This is a genomic window from Sphingobacteriales bacterium (assembly GCA_016699615.1).
Taxonomy (GTDB): Bacteria; Bacteroidota; Bacteroidia; order Chitinophagales; family JADIYW01; genus JADJSS01.
The window spans coordinates 2,019,060-2,037,891 of sequence record CP064984.1 but is presented as its reverse complement, the minus strand read 5'-3'; the positions used below and the strand labels follow the sequence as shown (position 1 = coordinate 2,037,891).

Genomic DNA, 18,832 nt, shown 5'->3' with positions numbered 1-18,832 from the left:
ATTTTGATATAAAAAGTTGTATGGTACAAAAAGAATTAAACATTATTTCTTATAATTTGAATGGAATTCGTTCTGCAATTAGTAAAGGACTAATCGACTGGATAAAAGAAACAAGTTATGATATTTATCTTTTTCAAGAAATAAAAGCTGATATTTTATCTATTCCAACTGAATACTTTGATGAAATTGAATATAAATACATGTGGTTTCCAGCTCAGAAAAAAGGCTATAGTGGCGTTGGTGTTGTGTATAAAAATAATCTAGAGTTACAAAATACTAAATTAGGCATAGGCATTCCAAGTTATGATTTTGAAGGAAGATACATTCAATTTGATATCAATGACATAACAATCATCAATACTTATTTCCCATCAGGATCAAGTGGAGAAGAAAGACAAGCCATAAAAATGAATTTTTTAGCAGATTATCTAGTTCATTTGGACAATTTAAAAAAAGAAAAAGACAAGATTATTATTGCAGGCGACTACAACATTTGCCATACAGAAATAGATATACACGATCCAAAAGGCAATAAAAACTCATCAGGATTTTTGCCCGAAGAAAGACAATGGATGACAGATTTTTTTAATACTGGATTTGTAGATTCATTTAGGCAAGTACATCAAGATTTAAAAGACCAATATTCTTGGTGGAGTTTTAGAGCTGGTGCAAGAAGTAGAAATAAAGGCTGGCGTATAGATTATATTAATGTATCTGAAAGATTGAAAGAGAATATATTAGATGCTAAAATACTGATGAATATAGTACATTCAGACCATTGTCCTGTATTATTAAAAATAAAAATATGAGATTCAAATACATCATTATTATATTATCGATAATTGCTTTTTCCTGTCAATCAAAGAAAAAAGAATTTGTCTTTACCGAGGCAAAAGGAGGAAGATATTATGGTGGCACATTTAGATACAATGAAGAAGAATATTTAAAATCATTATATCCACTTAATATTACAGAAGTAACGGCACATCGAATTGCAGAACAAATTTACGAAGGTCTTGTAAAATTCGATGACAGTACTTTAGCAGTTGTTTCTAGCATTGCTAAATCTTGGGACATTTCATCTGATGGACTTACATATACTTTTCACATAAGAAATGATGTCTTTTTTCATGACGATGAATGTTTTAATGACGGAAAAGGTAGAAAAGTAACAGCACAAGACTTTAAATATTGCTTTGACAAAGTTTGCTTTAACCATCCTTCAGAAAATCAAGGCTTTTGGATATTCAAAGACATCGTAAAAGGTGCAAATGAATACTATGCTATTACAGAAAAAAATAAAAATGATGTATCTGGCGTTAGTGGAGTAAAAGCAATCAATGACACTACTTTACAAGTAGAATTAACACAACCATATGCTGTATTTCTTGCAAGACTTGGATTAACCTTTGCAAAAGTATATCCAAAAGAAGCATTTGACAAATATGGCTCAGATATGAGAATACATTGTGTAGGCACAGGACCATTTTATATCAAAAAAATATTAGACAATCAAGTTATTTTCCTTACAAAGAATAACAAATATTGGGCAAAAGATGAATATGGAAATAAATTACCTTTTTTAGATAATATCAAAGTTACATTTATACACGAGAAGAAAACAGAACTTCAAGAATTTGCAGCTGGCAAATCAGACTTAGTCTACAAATTTCCATTAGAAATGATAGATGAAATTATTGATATCAACACAAACCTAAAACCAGCATATCAAAAATTTCAATTACAATACATGCCATCTATGTCTTTACAATATTATGGTTTTTTACATCAAGGGAAAATATTTCACGATAAAAAAGTCAGACAAGCATTTTGCTATGCTGTAGATAGAGAAAAGTTATGCAAATACACCTTAAGAAATTCAGGTTTCCCAGCAATCTATGGCATGGTGCCACCAGGCACAGGAACTTACAACCCAAAATTAGTTAAAGGTTACACCTACCAACCAGAAAAAGCAAGAACACTTCTAGCAGAAGCAGGATATCCAAATGGAAAAAATTTCCCAAAAGTTACATTACAACTAAACAGTGGTGGTTCAAGAAATACACAAGTAGCAGAAGCAATCAAAAAAATGATTGAGGAAACACTCAATGTAAAAATTGAATTATTGATGATTCCTTGGGCACAACATACAGAAGCAGTAGAAGCTGCAAAATCAGATTTTTTCAGATTGGGTTGGATTGCAGATTATCCAGATCCTGAAAGTTTTTTAAATTTATTTCACAGCAAACACGTTCCATCAGATCCAACAGAAAAAACTTATATCAATTCATATAGATACAAAAGCGCAGAATTTGATGCATTATTTGACAAAGCAATTACAATAACTGATGTTGATGAAAGAAATACCATGTATGCAAAAGCCGACCAACAAGCAATTGATGATGCAGTAGTTTTGCCAAATTACTATGATATAGATTTTAGAATACTACAACCAAATGTCAAAAACTGTCCTCAAAACTCAATGGAATATAGAGATTTTTCGGAAGTATATTTCTTACCAAACAAAACACAAAAGCAAACAAAATAACAATGAAAATATTTTGCGTCGGACTAAATTACAAAGAACACATTGAGGAAATGAAGCATTTTGCATATCCTGAAGAGCCTGTAATTTTCATGAAACCACCTACAGCATTACTCAAAGACAATCAACCATTCTACTATCCAGAATTCTCAAAAGATGTACATTACGAAGGCGAAATTGTATTGAGAGTATGTAAAAATGGAAAGAAAATTCAAGAAAAATTTGCACATAAATATTACGATAGCTTTACACTTGGATTTGATTTCACAGCAAGAGACATACAAGCTGAACACAAGAAAAAAGGTTGGCCATGGGAAATAGCAAAAGGCTTTGATAGCTCAGCATGTATTGGTAGCTTTTTAGAATTAAATAAAGAACACGACATAGAATTTATTATCAAAAAAAATAATAAAATAGTACAAGAAGGCAATACACAAATGCTATTATTCTCTTTTGATAAAATTGTAAGTTATATATCACAATTTTTTACACTACAACAAGGAGATTTAATATACACAGGCACACCAAAAGGTGTTGGATCAATAAAAGTTGGCGATATTTTAGAAGGCTATATTTGCGAGCAAAAAATATTGCATTGCGAAATAAAGTAATCATATCTAAATAATATTCACTATCTTAGATTACACTAAATAAAAATAAAAAATGGAACTTCAAGATTTAATAAATGGTGCCTTAGGCAATCAAGCACAACAAGTAGTTGCACAACAATTAGGATTAGACCAACAACAAGCTAGTGAAGCTGTAAGTTTAGCACTACCTACACTAATTAATGCATTAGCAAAAAACACATCAACACATGATGGTGCAGCATCATTATTTAATGCAATTACAAATAAACATGATGGCTCAGGCTTAGGTAATCTTGCTGGCTTAGCACAATTAGGCTTAGGTGGCGAAGGTGCAAAAATACTTGGTCATATTTTTGGCGGACAACAGCAACAAGTAGAATCAACTATTTCTCAAAATTCAGGAATTGGTGGCGCACAAATAGCACAAGTACTACAAATACTTGCTCCAATAGTTTTAAATGCATTAGGTGGACAACAAAAACAACAAGGTTTTGATGTATCAGACTTAGCAGGAATGCTTACAAAAACTGTGGCAACAGAAAAGCAACAAAACTCAAAAGCCAACGATATTTTAACTCAATTATTTGATAAAAATAATGATGGTAGCATGATGGATGATGCACTTAAAATGGGTGCAGGTATCCTTGGCAATTTATTTAAAAAATAAATCAATATTCTTTGATAATTTCTATAGCCTAACAAATTCTGTTAGGCTTTTTTATTATCACAACCAAACCTTGTCATTTTGTCAGCAAAAAATGCTTGGCACAACTTATGTAATAAATGAGGTATAATTTAATTAACGATTTAAATCTAAATATTTTATGGCAAAAACAAAATTAAACATCCAACCATTAGCAGATAGAGTAGTGGTTAAAGCAGCAGAAGCAGAACAAGTAACAAAATCAGGCATCATTATTCCAGATACTGCAAAAGAAAAACCACAAAGAGGCGAAATAGTTGCAGCTGGACCAGGCAAAAAAGACGAACCAACTACTGTAAAAGTTGGTGATACAGTTTTATATGGCAAATACTCAGGAACTGAAATAAATATTGATGGAAACGACTATTTAATCATGAGAGAATCTGACATTTTAGCCATTATCTAAAAAATTGTCACAAATAATAAATAAAAATAAAAATAAAAACAACAAAAAATGAGTGCAAAAATTATAAATTATAGTACAGAGTCGAGAGACAAATTGAAAGCTGGTGTAGATGCATTAGCAAATGCAGTAAAAGTAACATTAGGACCAAAAGGAAGAAACGTAATCATTGAGAAAAAATTCGGTGCACCACACATTACAAAAGATGGTGTTACTGTGGCTAAAGAAGTAGAATTAGAAGATCCATTTGAAAACATGGGTGCACAATTAGTAAAAGATGTAGCATCAAAAACTAATGATGTTGCTGGTGATGGTACTACTACAGCAACAGTATTAGCACAAGCTATTATTGCGCCAGGTTTAAAATCTATAACTGCTGGTGCAAACCCAATGGATTTAAAAAGAGGAATTGACAAAGCAGTACAAACTGTAGTAGCTGAATTAAAATCATTATCTGAAAAAGTAGGTAAAGATTACAGTAAAATAAAACAAGTAGGTACAATTTCAGCAAACAACGATGAAGAAATTGGTGCTTTAATTGCTCAAGCAATGGAAAAAGTGACAACAGAAGGTGTGATTACAGTTGAAGAAGCTAAAGGAACTGAAACTTATGTAGATGTTGTAGAAGGTATGCAATTTGACAGAGGATATATTTCTCCATATTTTGTAACTAATGCTGATAGCATGGAATGTGAAATGGAAAAACCTTACATTTTAATCTATGACAAAAAAGTTTCTTCAATGAAAGACTTGTTGCCTATCCTAGAAAAAGTTGTACAAACAGGAAGAGGTTTATTAATCATTGCAGAAGATGTAGAAAGTGAAGCATTAGCAACATTAGTTGTTAATAGATTAAGAGGTTCGTTAAAAATTGCTGCTGTAAAAGCTCCAGGTTTTGGCGACAGAAGAAAAGCCATGCTACAAGACATCGCAATACTTACTGGTGGCGAAGTAATTGCAGAAGAAATTGGACTAAAATTAGAAGATGCTCAACTTACACAATTAGGTGTAGCAGAAAAAGTAGTCATTGACAAAGACAATACTACAATTATTAATGGTGCTGGAAAAAAAGCAGACATCACTGCAAGAGTAAATCAAATCAAAGCACAAATAGAAACAACAACATCTGATTACGATAGAGAAAAACTTCAAGAAAGATTAGCAAAATTAGCTGGTGGTGTTGCAGTATTATACGTAGGTGCACCATCTGAAGTAGAAATGAAAGAGAAAAAAGATAGAGTTGATGATGCATTACATGCAACTAGAGCTGCTGTTGAAGAAGGAATTGTACCTGGTGGTGGTGTTGCATTAATTCGTTGTCAAAGTGCATTAGAAAAACTAAAAGGAAGCAACGAAGATGAGCAAACTGGAATTGAAATAGTAAAAATTGCTTTAGAAGCACCATTACGTCAAATATCAGAAAATGCAGGTGTAGAAGGTTCTATCGTAGTATTTAATGTAAAAAATGGCAAGAAAGATTATGGCTACAATGCAAAAACAGAAGTTTATGAAAACTTATACAAAGCAGGTGTAATCGATCCAACAAAAGTTACTCGTGTAGCATTAGAAAATGCAGCATCAATTGCAAGCATGATTTTAACTACTGAGTGTGCTATCGTTGAAAAACCAAGAGAAGAAGCAGCTATGCCTCCAATGCCAGGTGGCGGAATGGGTGGCATGATGTAATACAAACATTTTACCCTTTTTGAGCCTCACATCCTTGTGAGGCTTTTTTATTTTACTCAATTCTAAAAAAACCATAAAAGTAGTTTTAGTTCATCAACAAGTATTATTTTTACAATTCAATTTTATATATGGAAAATATCAAACAAGTAATAGAAATTAATAAAGAAAGATATCTAAATGAACTTATTGAATGGTTAAAAATACCTTCTGTATCTGCTGATAAAAACTTTAAAGATGATGTATTAAGAGCTGCTGAATATTTAGCACAACAATTTAAAAACATCAACTTAGAAAATGTGGAGCTGTTGCCAACCAAAGGTTATCCTGTGGTATATGCTGAAAAAATCATAGATAAAACGCTGCCTACTATTTTAGTATATGGACATTATGATGTCCAGCCAGCAGATCCTTACGAACTTTGGACTAGTCCACCATTTGAACCAGTAATAAAAAATACTGAAATACATCCTGATGGTGCCATTTTTGCACGTGGTGCTTGCGACGATAAAGGGCAAGTGTATATGCATGTAAAAGCATTAGAAATTATGCTTAAAGAAAATGCATTACCATGTAATGTAAAAGTCATCATTGAAGGCGAAGAAGAAATCGGCTCATCTAACTTAGAAGAATTTTTAACTCAGTATAAAGAGAAACTACAAGCTGATGTTATTTTAGTTTCAGATACAGGCATCATCAACAATGAAACACCTAGTATTTGCAATGGTTTGCGTGGACTTTGCTACATGGAAGTAGAAATCATTGGTCCAAATAGAGATTTGCATTCAGGTATTTATGGTGGTGGCGTAGATAATCCATTAAATGTATTATGTCAATTAATAGCGAAATTGAAAGATGAAGATGGAAGAATACTTATCGACCATTTTTATGATGATGTAATTGAATTATCAGAAGAAGAAAAAAAACAAATAAATTCTGTGCCTATACATCAAAAAGAATTTGAAGATAGTATTGGTTTAAAAAAATCTTTCGGCGAAAAAGGATATACTTTACAAGAACAACTTAGCATAAGACCAACTTTAGATGTAAACGGAATTTGGGGCGGATACATTGGCGAAGGTGCAAAAACAGTATTGCCAGCAAAAGCACAAGCAAAAATAAGCATGCGTTTAGTTCCAAACCAAACACCACATCATATTGCAAAATTATTTCAAGAATATTTTGAAAAAATAGCACCTAATACTGTACATGTAAAAGTAACAGAACACCATGGTGGCGAACCTTATGTAACACCAATAGATTCAATTGCTTTCAAAGCAGCAGAAAAAGCTATGGAAACTACATTTGGCAAAAAACCAATTGCAGTTAGAAACGGTGCAAGCATTCCTATTGTTGCATTATTTGAAAAAATATTAGAACTAAAAACAGTCTTAATGGGCTTTGGATTAGATAGTGATGCCATACATTCACCAAACGAACATTATGGACTATTCAATTATTTCAAAGGGATAGAAACCATACCTTATTTCTACAAGTATTATTCAGAATTATATAAGAAATAATATATTGGATATAAATATAAATCTAAAAAATACCATAAACGAAATACCAAACTTACCTGGTATCTATAAATATTTTGATAGCAATCATCATATACTATATGTTGGCAAAGCAAAGAATTTAAAGAAGCGAGTAAATAGTTATTTCCAAAAAGACGACCACAATGCAAAAACTAAATTACTTGTAAAAAAAATCCATTCAATAGAATTTACTATTGTCAATAATGAGAAAGATGCATTACTATTAGAAAATTCGTTAATTAAAGAATTACAACCTAAATACAATATCAATCTAAAAGATGATAAAAGCTATCCTTACATAAAAATATTCAACGAAAATTTTCCAAGAATAAGTTTTACGAGAAATAAAATCAATGATAACTCAGAATATTTTGGACCATATACATCTGTAAATAATGTTCGATATATTTTTGAATTATTCAGAAAAATGTATCCTATTCGTACTTGTTCTTTAAACCTTACAAAAGAAAGCATACAGAAAAATAAATTTAAAGTTTGTTTAGAATACCATATTGGCAATTGCTTAGCACCATGTGTTGCATTACAATCTAAAGAAAATTATGATGCCAATATAGAACAAATCAGAAATATCTTAGGTGGAAAAACAAAAACTGTACGTGATATTATAAAAAAAGAAATAGAAAATTGTGTATCTGAATTAAAATTTGAAGATGCAGCAAAACTAAAAATACAATTTGATGCAATTAATGAATATATAGAAAATTCAATTGTAACCAACTTAGACATAAAAGAATGCCATATTTTTGGATATGCTGAAAACGAAAACAAATCATATATTAATTATTTATACATATACGATGGCAGTATAGTTAAAACCAAAAATATTTTTATACAGAAAAATATAGAGGAAGAAAAAGAAGATATCTTATGTATTGCATTAGTAGAAATTTTGGGCAATGTAGACAAAAAAACAACAGCATTAATTCCATTCGACATAGAATTTAGTATAGATGAACTCAATTTAATTGTTCCAAAAATTGGCGAACGAAAAAAAATCCTTGACTTAGCAAATAAAAATGCATTTATACAAATGCACAAATCATCATTGCATGAAAAACGACCAAAGTATGAACGTATTTTAGAGCTTATGAAAAAAGAGCTAAAGCTAAACGTCTTACCATTTCATATTGAATGTTTTGATAACTCAAATTTCCAAGGTACAAATCCAGTTTCGGCATGTGTCGTATTTAAAAATGCAAAGCCAAGTAAAAAAGACTACAGGCACTTCCATGTAAAAACGGTTGTTGGCCCAAATGATTTTGATACCATGAAAGAAGCTGTGTATAGAAGATACAAAAGGCAATTAGAAGAAAATGAACCATTACCACAATTAGTAGTTATTGATGGTGGCAAAGGTCAACTAAGTGCAGCCATGAGTAGTATAAAAGAATTAGGATTGCAAGATAAAATTCAACTAATTTCTATTGCAAAACGACTAGAAGAAATATATTATCCAAATGATGAAATACCATTGCACCTTAGTAGAAAATCTGAAACACTAAAAATCATACAGCAATTACGTGATGAAGCACATAGATTTGGAATTACCTTTCATAGAAAAACAAGAGATAAGAAAACGCTACAAACTGAGCTAACACAAATTGATGGCATAGGTGAAAAAACGGCGACTAAGCTGTTGCAGCATTTTGGATCTGTTGAAAAGATAGCACATGCACTAGAGCATGAAATTGAAAAAATTGTTGGACAAAAAAATGCAAGAAATATAATAAATTATTACAAAAAAAAATCGGATAAGTAAACTTATCCGATTTAAAATATTTAAAAGTTTTGATATTAATATTCCCATAAATCATGTTCAAATTGAAACAATTTTTGTTTCTGTGCTTCTGATTCATATAAGATATCAATACCTGATTTGTAATCTTTAATACGCATATCTTGTACATTATCTACTTTGTAAATATAGCTCGTAAATAATCTAAGTTGAAATACTTGATCCCAGTTTAATCTAACACCATCAGGAAATGGATTGAAAGCCTCACTATTTACTAAAGTACTTCTCATAGAAGGAAAATACGTCCAAAATACAGGAACTTCAGCTCTAAAATCACCCGTAGTTGGGTCGTAGTTATCTATCAATGGACAAATTCCCATGATTCTAACTTTCATTGTAGAGTGTTGTTTATCAAAATACCATACTTCTTTAATACGATATTTGTTCACATTATCCCAATTCACTTCATTTGTAATTACTTTCCACACCATTACATCTGGGTTTGCAGCATCTGGGACTAAGATAGAATCTGTACTACCTCCAGCTACACTTAATGCTTCTTCAGCAGTAATTGGAGAAGTAAAATCTTCATCTAAACCAGAATATACTGGAACATTACCAGACTTGATTGCATCCAAAAGTATCCCAATAAAAGGTTTTTTTGGCCATTTAAAATGTAGATTTAATTTCTCTCTACAATCCATTACACGCCATACATTTTTGTACCACATCACATCTGATTCGCGGACAAAAACGTCTTCCATAGGTACTCTTTTACCAGAAATTTCTTGTTCCCAAGGTAATTTTTGGATTTCAGTCTTAACTTCACCGTCTGCAGCAAATATTGAGTTTGCAAATGAAAGTGAGAAAATAAAAACAAATATATATTTCATACTAAATAATATTATACTAATCTATTTTAAATGCGATACCAGGTATCTTTCTATTTGATCCATCTGGTCCTTGTACTCTAATTTCTTCAAAATAATATACATCACCTGGTTTTGCTTTGCTTACAGCTTGTTGTGCGACACCTCCAAATGTTGGTCCATTATTTGGAATAATAGCTGGATCAGCCATTTTAGGTTGGTAAAACAATTGATAACTTATTACTTGGAATCTTGCATCAAAATCAAAGTTTTTCAATGCTGCTATCACACCATTTTGTGCTTTAAATTGTGCAGCTGGCATTCTACCACCTGGTTTTCCACCAACTTCAGCTTGTGGATCTGGAATCATTTTCACACGGAATTCAGCATTTGCATATTGTTTTCCATTTGCAGAAACTGTAACATAAGCTTTTCCTTGTTGTGATACTTTTACAGTATATTTTCCACCTGAACCAGAAATACTACCACCAGTCATACCAACATTTAATTTTTGAGGAGATACACCAGCAGCAGAAACTGTAACTGGATTATCTACACCAATATAAAACACATTCATTTTATCAGCTGCTACAGAAGCAAAAGGTGGAGCAACTGTATAAGAGAATGGTGCAGTTTTATATGTATTTACTTTACCTGTTCTATTATTTTTAACAGAAACAACACCACTAACAGGAAACTCTCCAACACCACCAGTACCTGTTGTAAATTTACCAACTCCATCTTTTACTGGAACTGATTTACCATTTACTGTTACAGTAACTGAACTTTCAGAACTACCTGCTGCTAAAGACACATATGCTTCAAATGGTTCTCCTTGTAATACATAGGCACTTGGAGAAGAAATTTGAGCTGAGAATTGGTCTAATACAATTTCTTCTGGCTCTAATTCTTTTGCATCACCAATTCTGCTATATAAATATGCAATCATTTGGTTTTCTGCATTTTTCGTATCATTTTCTAACTTAGTAAGCATAGAATATACAGCTATTGCAGGCATTTGATAAAATTGCTCTCTTACCCAATCACCTTTTTCTTTATTAGGTTTTGTAGTAATTCCCAGTTGTTCTGTCATTTTATCTTTCAACGCTGGATCAACTAATCCTAAAAACTTATTTATAGTTTCATCAACTTTAGTTTTTAGTTTGTAACCTTCTCCTTTGCCTTCACCTACCATAAATGCATTACCTATTTCTAAATCATCTTTTTTAGCCATAATGCCATCTGCATCTTCTGTATCTGGTCCATCAGCTTTTTTTACAATTTCAGACTTAAGGTTTGCAATATAATCTAATAATTCTTTTGAAATACCTTTTGCTTGGTCAGCCATTGATTGATATTTTTGGACATCCGTATTAGCTGGCTCTTTAGCTCTTTTCAACGCAAAACCATTATATGTCGTAGAAATATTAGTGTCTGCTATTTTTTTAGAGTTTTCTAAACTTTTATTTATTGTTTGAAATGCGATAAGTATTTCTCTTGACACGTTTAATGCTAGTAACGCTGTCAATACTAAATACATCATATTAATCATCTGCTGACGGTTCTCCTTAGGAATTGCCATAATTTTTTACTTTTGATTTTTACTAATTATTTCCTTCTCTTCGTTCAACAAATGTTATGATTTCATTGCAGAAAGCATGTTTCCATAAATGCTGTTTAACTTCTCTAAATTATTAGCTAAACCACTCATTTGATTTTTAAATTTATCAGTATCAGAGATTGATGTCTCAAGATTAGCCATAGCTGTTCCTAAGTTTCCGATAAATTTATTCATTGTTTTTAAATGATTATTAGTATCCTGTAATTCCATCTCATAAACAGCATTTAAAGCAGCTAAATTTTTAGAAGCAGCTTGTACTTGCTCGTGGTATTTAGAAGCATCACCAGATGCAGCAGCTAATTTGCTCATACCATCAGCAGCGCTTGAAAATGAGTCTTTTACACCATTTAATGCCGTTGCGGCAGATTTTGCAGAAGATGCGAAATCATTAGAAGCTACAGTAGCATCTGCTAAGTTTCCTAATTTTGATACATTATCAGAGAAACCTTTTAAGTTATCTCCAAATCTATTTACTAAGTTTTGATCTAATTTCGCGGCTTCCATCATTTTATCTAATTCACCTGCTAAACTTTTTTTATCAGAAACTGCTGAAGTATTGCTAATAGCAATTTTTGTATGTCCAAATTTTTCTGACTCAATTTCCATGTCTTCATCATAAATATCTAGACCTGGATATAATTTTTCCCAATAGTAGTCTGGCTCTGGTGGAATTAAACCTGAGAATGCAAATAATAATGCTTCTACTGACATACCTAGTATTAACAATTCACTTGCAAAAGGCCAATGCATTAATTTGAATAATGCTCCTAAAATTACTACTGATGCTCCAACACCGAAAATAGCGTTTTTGAGTCTTTTAAATCCTTTGGTTTTAAGTAACTTTGCCATAATTATTTTTTTTGTTTAGTTTAAATACGTTTATTGTTTTGGAATATTTTAAAAAAAATGTTAAATGATATATTATTTCCCGAAATCTTCTAAACCTCTACCTAAGAAAGGTAATAAAGTACGGAATCCAATATAAGATTTAGCTGAATCTTGATACTCTGATGCTCTTGTACCATTTTGCAAATAGAATGCTATATCTTTCCAAGAACCACCTCTAATTACTTTTCTTTTCATTACTGAAGCATCATCAGCTTTTGCATCATATCTATAATCTGGTTGTTTATCATGAATAAACATCACTGATGCATCATCATATGCTGTTAATGTCCATTCTGCAACATTTCCTGCCATATTGTATAAGCCATAGTCATTTGGCCAGTATGATTTTGCATCAACTGTATATAAACCTCCATCTTCAGGATAGTTTCCTCTTCCTGGTTTGAAATTTGCTAACAAACATCCTTTTGTATTTCTAATGTATGGTCCGCCCCAAGGATATGGCGATAATGTTCTTCCTCCACGTGCAGCATATTCCCACTCATATTCTGTTGGCAATCTAAATTCTTCTACTGGTGCTAACCCTTCATCTTGTCTATAATCATTCCAAAGTCTAGTTCTCCAAACACAGAATGCATTAGATTGATCCCAAGTTACACCAACAACTGGATAATCATCATATGCTGGATGTGAAAAATATGCACGTGTCATTGGTTCGTTATAAGAATATGAGAAGTCTCTAATCCATACTAATTCATCAGGATAGATAGATATTTGTTTTTTATCCATGAAAGAGCTTCTTGGTTTATCTTTATTCTCTCTAGCTGCAGCTTCTTTCCATCTGAACCAAGTATATTCATATACCAATTTTCTTGGGTCATATTCTTTTTTTCCATTAATTCTATCTGCTTCAGTGTAGTACAGTGACTCCAACTGCTCTGCATCTTCTGTTGCTCCAGACCAATCGATAGGCATATCCCAATTAATTCCTTGACCACCACTTTCACCTTCGATTAAGTGATCTCCACCTAACATTTTGTGTGCAATTGAATCTCTTACCCATTCTACGAACTGACGATACTCGTTGTTGGTAATTTCGGTTTCATCCATGTAAAATCCTACAATAGAAATTTGTTTCATTTTGGAATTGAATGAATAGTTGATATCCTGATCAGATGGTCCTATGTGAATAACACCAGATGGTACATACACCATGCCATAAGGCATTAGGTTGTTATCCCACTCTGGTCTATCTTGAGAACCTATTAATTGACCATCATTTGTTTTTCCACCTTTACATCCACTTAGGATAATAGCAAAAAATAACAATAACGAGAAGCTAGTTCTTTTCATTTTTATGTAATTTATATTCTTATTCATCGTAAAAATAATAAATTTATTTTAACTACCTAATTTTTTAATTGTTTTTTGGTATTTTTTAGCAATTTTTTCACAGAAATCTCGGATTATTAATAAACTTGAGATGTTTAGAAATATTCTTTGAATTCATATTATAAAAAATTGTAATTTCATGTGTATTGCTATTTGCAATTTTTAATGCATTTATATTTACATCGTAGCTATAAATAAATCCTAATCCTATATTTTTTATTGGTGTTATTTTGATAATTGGCGAAACTGATTCTATAGATTTTTTGTTGTAGCCACGAACATTTACACCTAATGCTCCAAAATATTTGTAGCCTGCTAATATTTGGACATCTGTTTGAACATTTACAAAGTCTGTATTAATAACAATTACTGGAATAAGTTTAAATTCTTTAGGTAGTTTTATTTCAGAATTAATGCTTGTTTGCAATACACTTCCAAGTTGTGTACTTAAACTTCTAACTGTTCCATCAAAATTTAGTTTATTGTTTATTGCATTTAGATATGCAACGCCTACATTTATATGTTTTGAATTTAAGCTTATGCCAACATTTAATAATGGTCTGAATGTTTTATTAGTTGCTTGATTAATGACATCATCATTATGATTTATACCTGAGCTATAATTACCATTTGGTGTAATTAGTTTTGAACCATCTAAATTTGAAAACTCGAATCCTGCCTGTGCGCCAATGCCAATTTTTAGTTTGTCTTTAATTGGAATTATATAATTGTATCCTGCTTGTAATGTAGTTGTTTGTATTGCTCCAATTCTATCGTGTGTGATATTAATACCAATTCCACTTTTAATTTTTGGCAATGCAAAACTGGATAAAAAATTAATAGTTTGTGGTACTCCATCTAGTTTTGTCCATTGTGTTCTATAGTTTGCAACAAATTTGTATTGTTTCTCTATACCGTAAAATGCTGGATTGTACCATTCTTTTAGATCATTAAAATGCGTTGATATTTGCTTTACTTGTGCATTGAGTTGCAATTGTATGCCTGATACAAATAGTGTAATCAATAATATACTTCTAATGAATTTTATCATTGTTTGATAAAGGTATTAAAAAATATTAATTTGAACTTAATTATTTTTTATTGCCTAATGTTATGTATTTTTTAATTGCATCTGCAAGTGATGGCATTGTTGGCGTTGGAGCAAATACATCAATTCTTAATTTATGCTTCATGACTGTTTCTGCTGTAGAATTTCCATAAATTGCCAATCTTGTTTTGTCTTGTACAAAATCTGGGAAATTGCTATACAGTGAGTCTATTGCTATTGAATTGAAGAATACCAACATATCATATTTTACATCTTTTAAATCTTCTAGATTGCTTGGTATTGTTCTATATAATACGGCTTCTTTGTATTCTATATTGTACTTTTTTAGTGTGTCTGTAAGTGCTTTATCTTTTGTTTCAGAGCTTGGTATTAAGTGCATGGAATTACCATTTTTATCTCTGTTTTTTATGATAACTTCCATTAGTTTTGGCAACTTACCATCACCAAAAAACACTTTTCTCTTTCTATAGTTGATGAATTTCTGAAGATATAATGCGATTGCTTCGTTGATACAAAAATATTTATTTTCTTCTGATATTTTTTGTCTTGACTCTTGTAAGATTCTAAAATATTGTTCTACAGAAGTTTTACTTGAAAAAATTATATTTTTATACTGTTCTATATATATTTTTTGAAGTCTAAAGTCAATTATTTTTATTGGTTGTACTTCAGTAAATGGTCTCCAATCTAATTTAATTTTAAATTGGTTGGCAATATCAATATATGGTGATTTTCCTGTTTCTGGTTTGGGCAAAGAAATTAAAATAGATTTTACTGCTCTTGGCTTGTCATCAGAAATTACAACTTCTACTTTTTTCGATACTACCTCAATAGGTTTGTTTTCTTTTTTATCTTCTTTCTTGGTGTATTTTCTTTTTTCCTTTATTGGCGATTTTTGTGTGATAGTATCTTTAGCTAAGTTATTACGTTTAGTAATTTTTTCAGTATCAACTTCAGATTTTTTTTCTTTTTGGATTGATTTTGGTGCTTGAATAGTTTTAGCAATTACTTTTTTTGCTGTTGCAGCACTTTTCTTTGTAGTTTGAGTTTCTTTTTTACTAGAAGTAGTCTCAGCATTTTTCTTTACTTCTGTTTTTGCTTTCTTTGGAGCTACAGTTTCAGTTTTGGTTTTCTTTACAATTGTTTTTTTTGTAGTTGTAACTGCTGCATTTTTGCTTGTTTGTTTTGATTTTTCTTTAGATTTTGCATCAACACCTTCAGTGCTTTTGCTTTTCTTTGTTGTGATAGTTTTAGCTACTTCTTTTTTAGCCATAAATGTTTATTTTATAATTATACCACAAATATTTTGTCAATAATAATAGAGGCAAAATTTTAAAGGTGCAAATATACAAAATAAAATAAATCTTATGATGAATTTTTACAAATTGCTGTAATTGAATTATCTTATATAATAAAATAATTACATATAAGGCAGAAAATATCAAAAAATATGTATATAATATGTTTGCCCTATTATACAATATTACTATTGAAACAAATATAAATATTAATCCTAAATACAAGTCGTAGTATAATTTATAAATATTTAAGAATCTGTATAATTTCTGCTGTGCGGCAAGCCAAACTATTATATTCTCAATTAGGTATTTTACACTTAAAAATATGAATACTAATGCGAAAATATGAATTGTGTTATTTATACTAAATTCAAGCTTATGATTTTGCATGTGTTGCAATAGCATCAAAGTACTATAAGCAATAATTGACATTTTTATTATTAGAAAAACTAGATTTAAGAATATATTGTCTAATCTATGTGCTGTATAATATATATTATATTTTTTGTATTGTATAAGCTTTGTATGATTGTTTGTATAAAATCATCAAAAAAGAAAAACAATATACCTAAAAGAAAAAATATTACTGCAACTATAGCTAAGTAAGTATATTGGACACTACTATTCCTTATTGGTTGTGGTAAATTTATCGTGGTTTTTTCTGTTGTAATTTCTACTTTGCTCAACAATTTGGCAAATTGCACACTATCTTTTTTGTGTGATAATATTGAATCTACCCAAATTGGGTTGTATATTTTGCTTTGCTTTGCAAATACACCAACATTACTGCCAAGCAATAAAACAAGTATCCAGATTTTAAAATTGAATAACGTATCCAAAATGAATTTTTGAATTTCTAAAATTGATTGGATTTGTTTTTTGATGTCCGAGTGCATAGGAAAGTCCAAAAATACCAATTTTTGTTTCAATATTTATACCTACGCCAAAGCCAAATGGATAATTCTGAATTAATTCGTTATTAAATTTTCTTCTCACATAGGCAAAATCATAAAATACTGCCAAATAAGAATTGCGTTGCAATATAAATCTGTACTCTAAAATATTTAATAGATACGTGCTAACTAAAATTGATTCTTCATCAAATCCTCTGAGCAATTTACTGCCACCAATTCTTATTAATTCATTTCTGAGTAAATTATTATTTAAAACACTGCCTCCACTGTTGCTAAATTTTAGCACATTGCGTTTGTCTAATGGTAAATAATAATTAATTTGCCAAAACAAATCACCTTTTATACTTTTTCTATTGATACTATCATACAATGTACCATAATCGAATCCATCATTTGATTGCAATGTAATGATTTGATTATTTGGTTTAATTTTCTTGATTCCTGCTGATGCTGAAAACTTTATATCAAAACCTTTTCTTGGATTAAATAGATAATCTAAATTTTCATAGTACATTTCTATTCCATATTGATTGTATGTTGCATCTAAATTATTAGGTAATTGCTTATAATTTTTTGCATAAAGCGTGTCTGCTTGTAAAACTATTGTCTGAGCATATTTGTAAAAACCTTTGATATAATTATTGGTCTTAATAAAATATGGCAATCCTACTTGTATGTTTAAATCTAATGACGATGAATCTCTTTTGTCTAAAAAGAAAGATGTATTAACACCTAAAGGAGTTTTAAATAAATATGGATAAGCAAATTTTATATTTAATCGTTGTTGGTTTGGTCTTAGACGCACCCATTCAAAGAATAGCTCCTCGCCTCTTTTAAATGCATTTTGCAAATGAATTCTTGCTTCACCAGTTATCAAAAACTTTCCTGCAATTGAATTATTGGGTAGAAATCCTATCACAAAATCAAACTTATTTACCTTTCTCTTTTTTAAGTATAAATGAATATCTGCCTTATCACCTCTAAAATTTATTCCAGTTGGTTGTGTAAGTTCTGTGTAAGGCAACTTGTTTAATAAATTATCAATATTCAGAATTTTACTTTCAGCATATGGTTTTCCTTTTTTTATTCCTGTATAATTTTCTATAAAAGATTTTGAGATTTTCGCATTTTGATGATTAATAAAACTATCAATGGTAACTAATTGTGCTTTATTTACTTTATAATTGACATATAGGGTATCATTTTGAAGATTTAAACTATCCATTTCCACATTTGCAAAAGGATAACCAGTTTCTTCTCTTGCTTTCAATATTGACTCTGGAATATTCTTTATATTTTGAATATCATTATAATTCCATTTTTTATTGCCTATTTCTAATTGTTGCAAATAATATTTAGTTCCAGTATGTATATATGCTTGGCAATTATTATCAACACAATAAAAACTATCTATTGAAAACTGCCAATAGCCTTGTTTTATTTTATCTTGTTTTAATTGTTCTAAATACTTTTGTGCATCTTCAACATTCTTGTATTTCAATTGTTTTGTTTTCTTAGCAGAAGCATATTTAATAGTTAATATTATTTCTGATTTTGAATACAAGGCAACAAAAATCAACACTAAAAAATATATTTTTTTCA

Annotated in this window: 17 protein-coding genes; 8 read left to right on the top strand and 9 right to left on the bottom strand. The window is 30.4% G+C overall.

The genetic code is table 11. The annotated features are described in order from the left end of the window. Positions 1 to 20: 20 nt before the first annotated feature. From xth to IPK18_09700, 8 genes are all read left to right on the top strand, one after another. The gene (xth, locus tag IPK18_09735) at positions 21 to 809 is read left to right on the top strand and encodes an exodeoxyribonuclease III (GenBank protein ID QQR97159.1); all 789 of its coding nucleotides are present in this window, start codon (positions 21 to 23) and stop codon (positions 807 to 809) included. Beyond that, positions 806 to 2,548, top strand: a complete 1,743-nt coding sequence (locus tag IPK18_09730; protein QQR97158.1) for a peptide ABC transporter substrate-binding protein — start codon at positions 806 to 808, stop codon at positions 2,546 to 2,548. Before xth ends, IPK18_09730 begins: the two co-directional genes overlap by 4 nt. A gap of 2 nt (positions 2,549 to 2,550) precedes the next feature. Next, a complete protein-coding gene (locus tag IPK18_09725; GenBank protein ID QQR97157.1) occupies positions 2,551 to 3,156 on the top strand; it encodes a fumarylacetoacetate hydrolase family protein in 606 nt (201 codons plus the stop codon). Positions 3,157 to 3,208: 52 nt separating this feature from the next. Further along, positions 3,209 to 3,802, top strand: coding sequence for a DUF937 domain-containing protein (locus IPK18_09720; GenBank protein QQR97156.1), 594 nt, complete (start codon positions 3,209 to 3,211; stop codon positions 3,800 to 3,802). Between the two features lie 157 nt (positions 3,803 to 3,959). Then, positions 3,960 to 4,244 (top strand): co-chaperone GroES, encoded by a 285-nt coding sequence (locus IPK18_09715; GenBank protein ID QQR97155.1) that lies wholly within the window; start codon positions 3,960 to 3,962, stop codon positions 4,242 to 4,244. Between the two features lie 48 nt (positions 4,245 to 4,292). Further along, positions 4,293 to 5,927, top strand: a complete 1,635-nt coding sequence (gene groL, locus IPK18_09710) for a chaperonin GroEL (protein ID QQR97154.1) — start codon at positions 4,293 to 4,295, stop codon at positions 5,925 to 5,927. A 128-nt stretch (positions 5,928 to 6,055) separates the two neighbouring features. Next, on the top strand, positions 6,056 to 7,447 hold the full coding sequence (locus IPK18_09705) for a dipeptidase (protein QQR97153.1): 1,392 nt from the start codon (positions 6,056 to 6,058) through the stop codon (positions 7,445 to 7,447). 10 nt (positions 7,448 to 7,457) lie between these two features. Further along, positions 7,458 to 9,245 (top strand): excinuclease ABC subunit C, encoded by a 1,788-nt coding sequence (locus IPK18_09700; protein ID QQR99327.1) that lies wholly within the window; start codon positions 7,458 to 7,460, stop codon positions 9,243 to 9,245. A 35-nt stretch (positions 9,246 to 9,280) separates the two neighbouring features. On the opposite strand, the gene gldN is transcribed toward IPK18_09700, so the two are convergent. The 9 genes from gldN to IPK18_09655 all read right to left on the bottom strand — a co-directional run bounded on the left by gldN (position 9,281) and on the right by IPK18_09655 (position 18,731). Then, positions 9,281 to 10,114, bottom strand: a complete 834-nt coding sequence (gene gldN, locus IPK18_09695; protein QQR97152.1) for a gliding motility protein GldN — start codon at positions 10,112 to 10,114, stop codon at positions 9,281 to 9,283. A gap of 16 nt (positions 10,115 to 10,130) precedes the next feature. Beyond that, the gene (gene gldM, locus IPK18_09690) at positions 10,131 to 11,672 is read right to left on the bottom strand and encodes a gliding motility protein GldM (GenBank protein ID QQR97151.1); all 1,542 of its coding nucleotides are present in this window, start codon (positions 11,670 to 11,672) and stop codon (positions 10,131 to 10,133) included. A 54-nt stretch (positions 11,673 to 11,726) separates the two neighbouring features. Continuing rightward, positions 11,727 to 12,560, bottom strand: coding sequence for a gliding motility protein GldL (gene gldL / locus IPK18_09685; GenBank protein QQR97150.1), 834 nt, complete (start codon positions 12,558 to 12,560; stop codon positions 11,727 to 11,729). Positions 12,561 to 12,632: 72 nt separating this feature from the next. Beyond that, positions 12,633 to 13,910 (bottom strand): SUMF1/EgtB/PvdO family nonheme iron enzyme, encoded by a 1,278-nt coding sequence (locus tag IPK18_09680; protein QQR97149.1) that lies wholly within the window; start codon positions 13,908 to 13,910, stop codon positions 12,633 to 12,635. Positions 13,911 to 14,007: 97 nt separating this feature from the next. Next, on the bottom strand, positions 14,008 to 15,000 hold the full coding sequence (locus IPK18_09675; GenBank protein ID QQR97148.1) for a PorP/SprF family type IX secretion system membrane protein: 993 nt from the start codon (positions 14,998 to 15,000) through the stop codon (positions 14,008 to 14,010). 40 nt (positions 15,001 to 15,040) lie between these two features. Next, positions 15,041 to 16,291 carry a uroporphyrinogen-III synthase gene (locus IPK18_09670; GenBank protein QQR97147.1) on the bottom strand — a complete coding sequence of 417 codons (1,251 nt, stop codon included), beginning with the start codon at positions 16,289 to 16,291 and terminating at the stop codon, positions 15,041 to 15,043. Beyond that, a complete protein-coding gene (locus IPK18_09665) occupies positions 16,284 to 16,832 on the bottom strand; it encodes a DUF4271 domain-containing protein (GenBank protein QQR99326.1) in 549 nt (182 codons plus the stop codon). Before IPK18_09665 ends, IPK18_09670 begins: the two co-directional genes overlap by 8 nt. Then, on the bottom strand, positions 16,787 to 17,155 hold the full coding sequence (locus IPK18_09660; protein QQR97146.1) for a hypothetical protein: 369 nt from the start codon (positions 17,153 to 17,155) through the stop codon (positions 16,787 to 16,789). The genes IPK18_09665 and IPK18_09660 overlap by 46 nt, the downstream gene beginning before the upstream one ends. Beyond that, complete coding sequence (locus IPK18_09655) at positions 17,133 to 18,731, bottom strand: BamA/TamA family outer membrane protein (GenBank protein QQR97145.1); 1,599 nt, start codon at positions 18,729 to 18,731, stop codon at positions 17,133 to 17,135. The genes IPK18_09660 and IPK18_09655 overlap by 23 nt, the downstream gene beginning before the upstream one ends. Between the last annotated feature and the right edge of the window lie 101 nt (positions 18,732 to 18,832).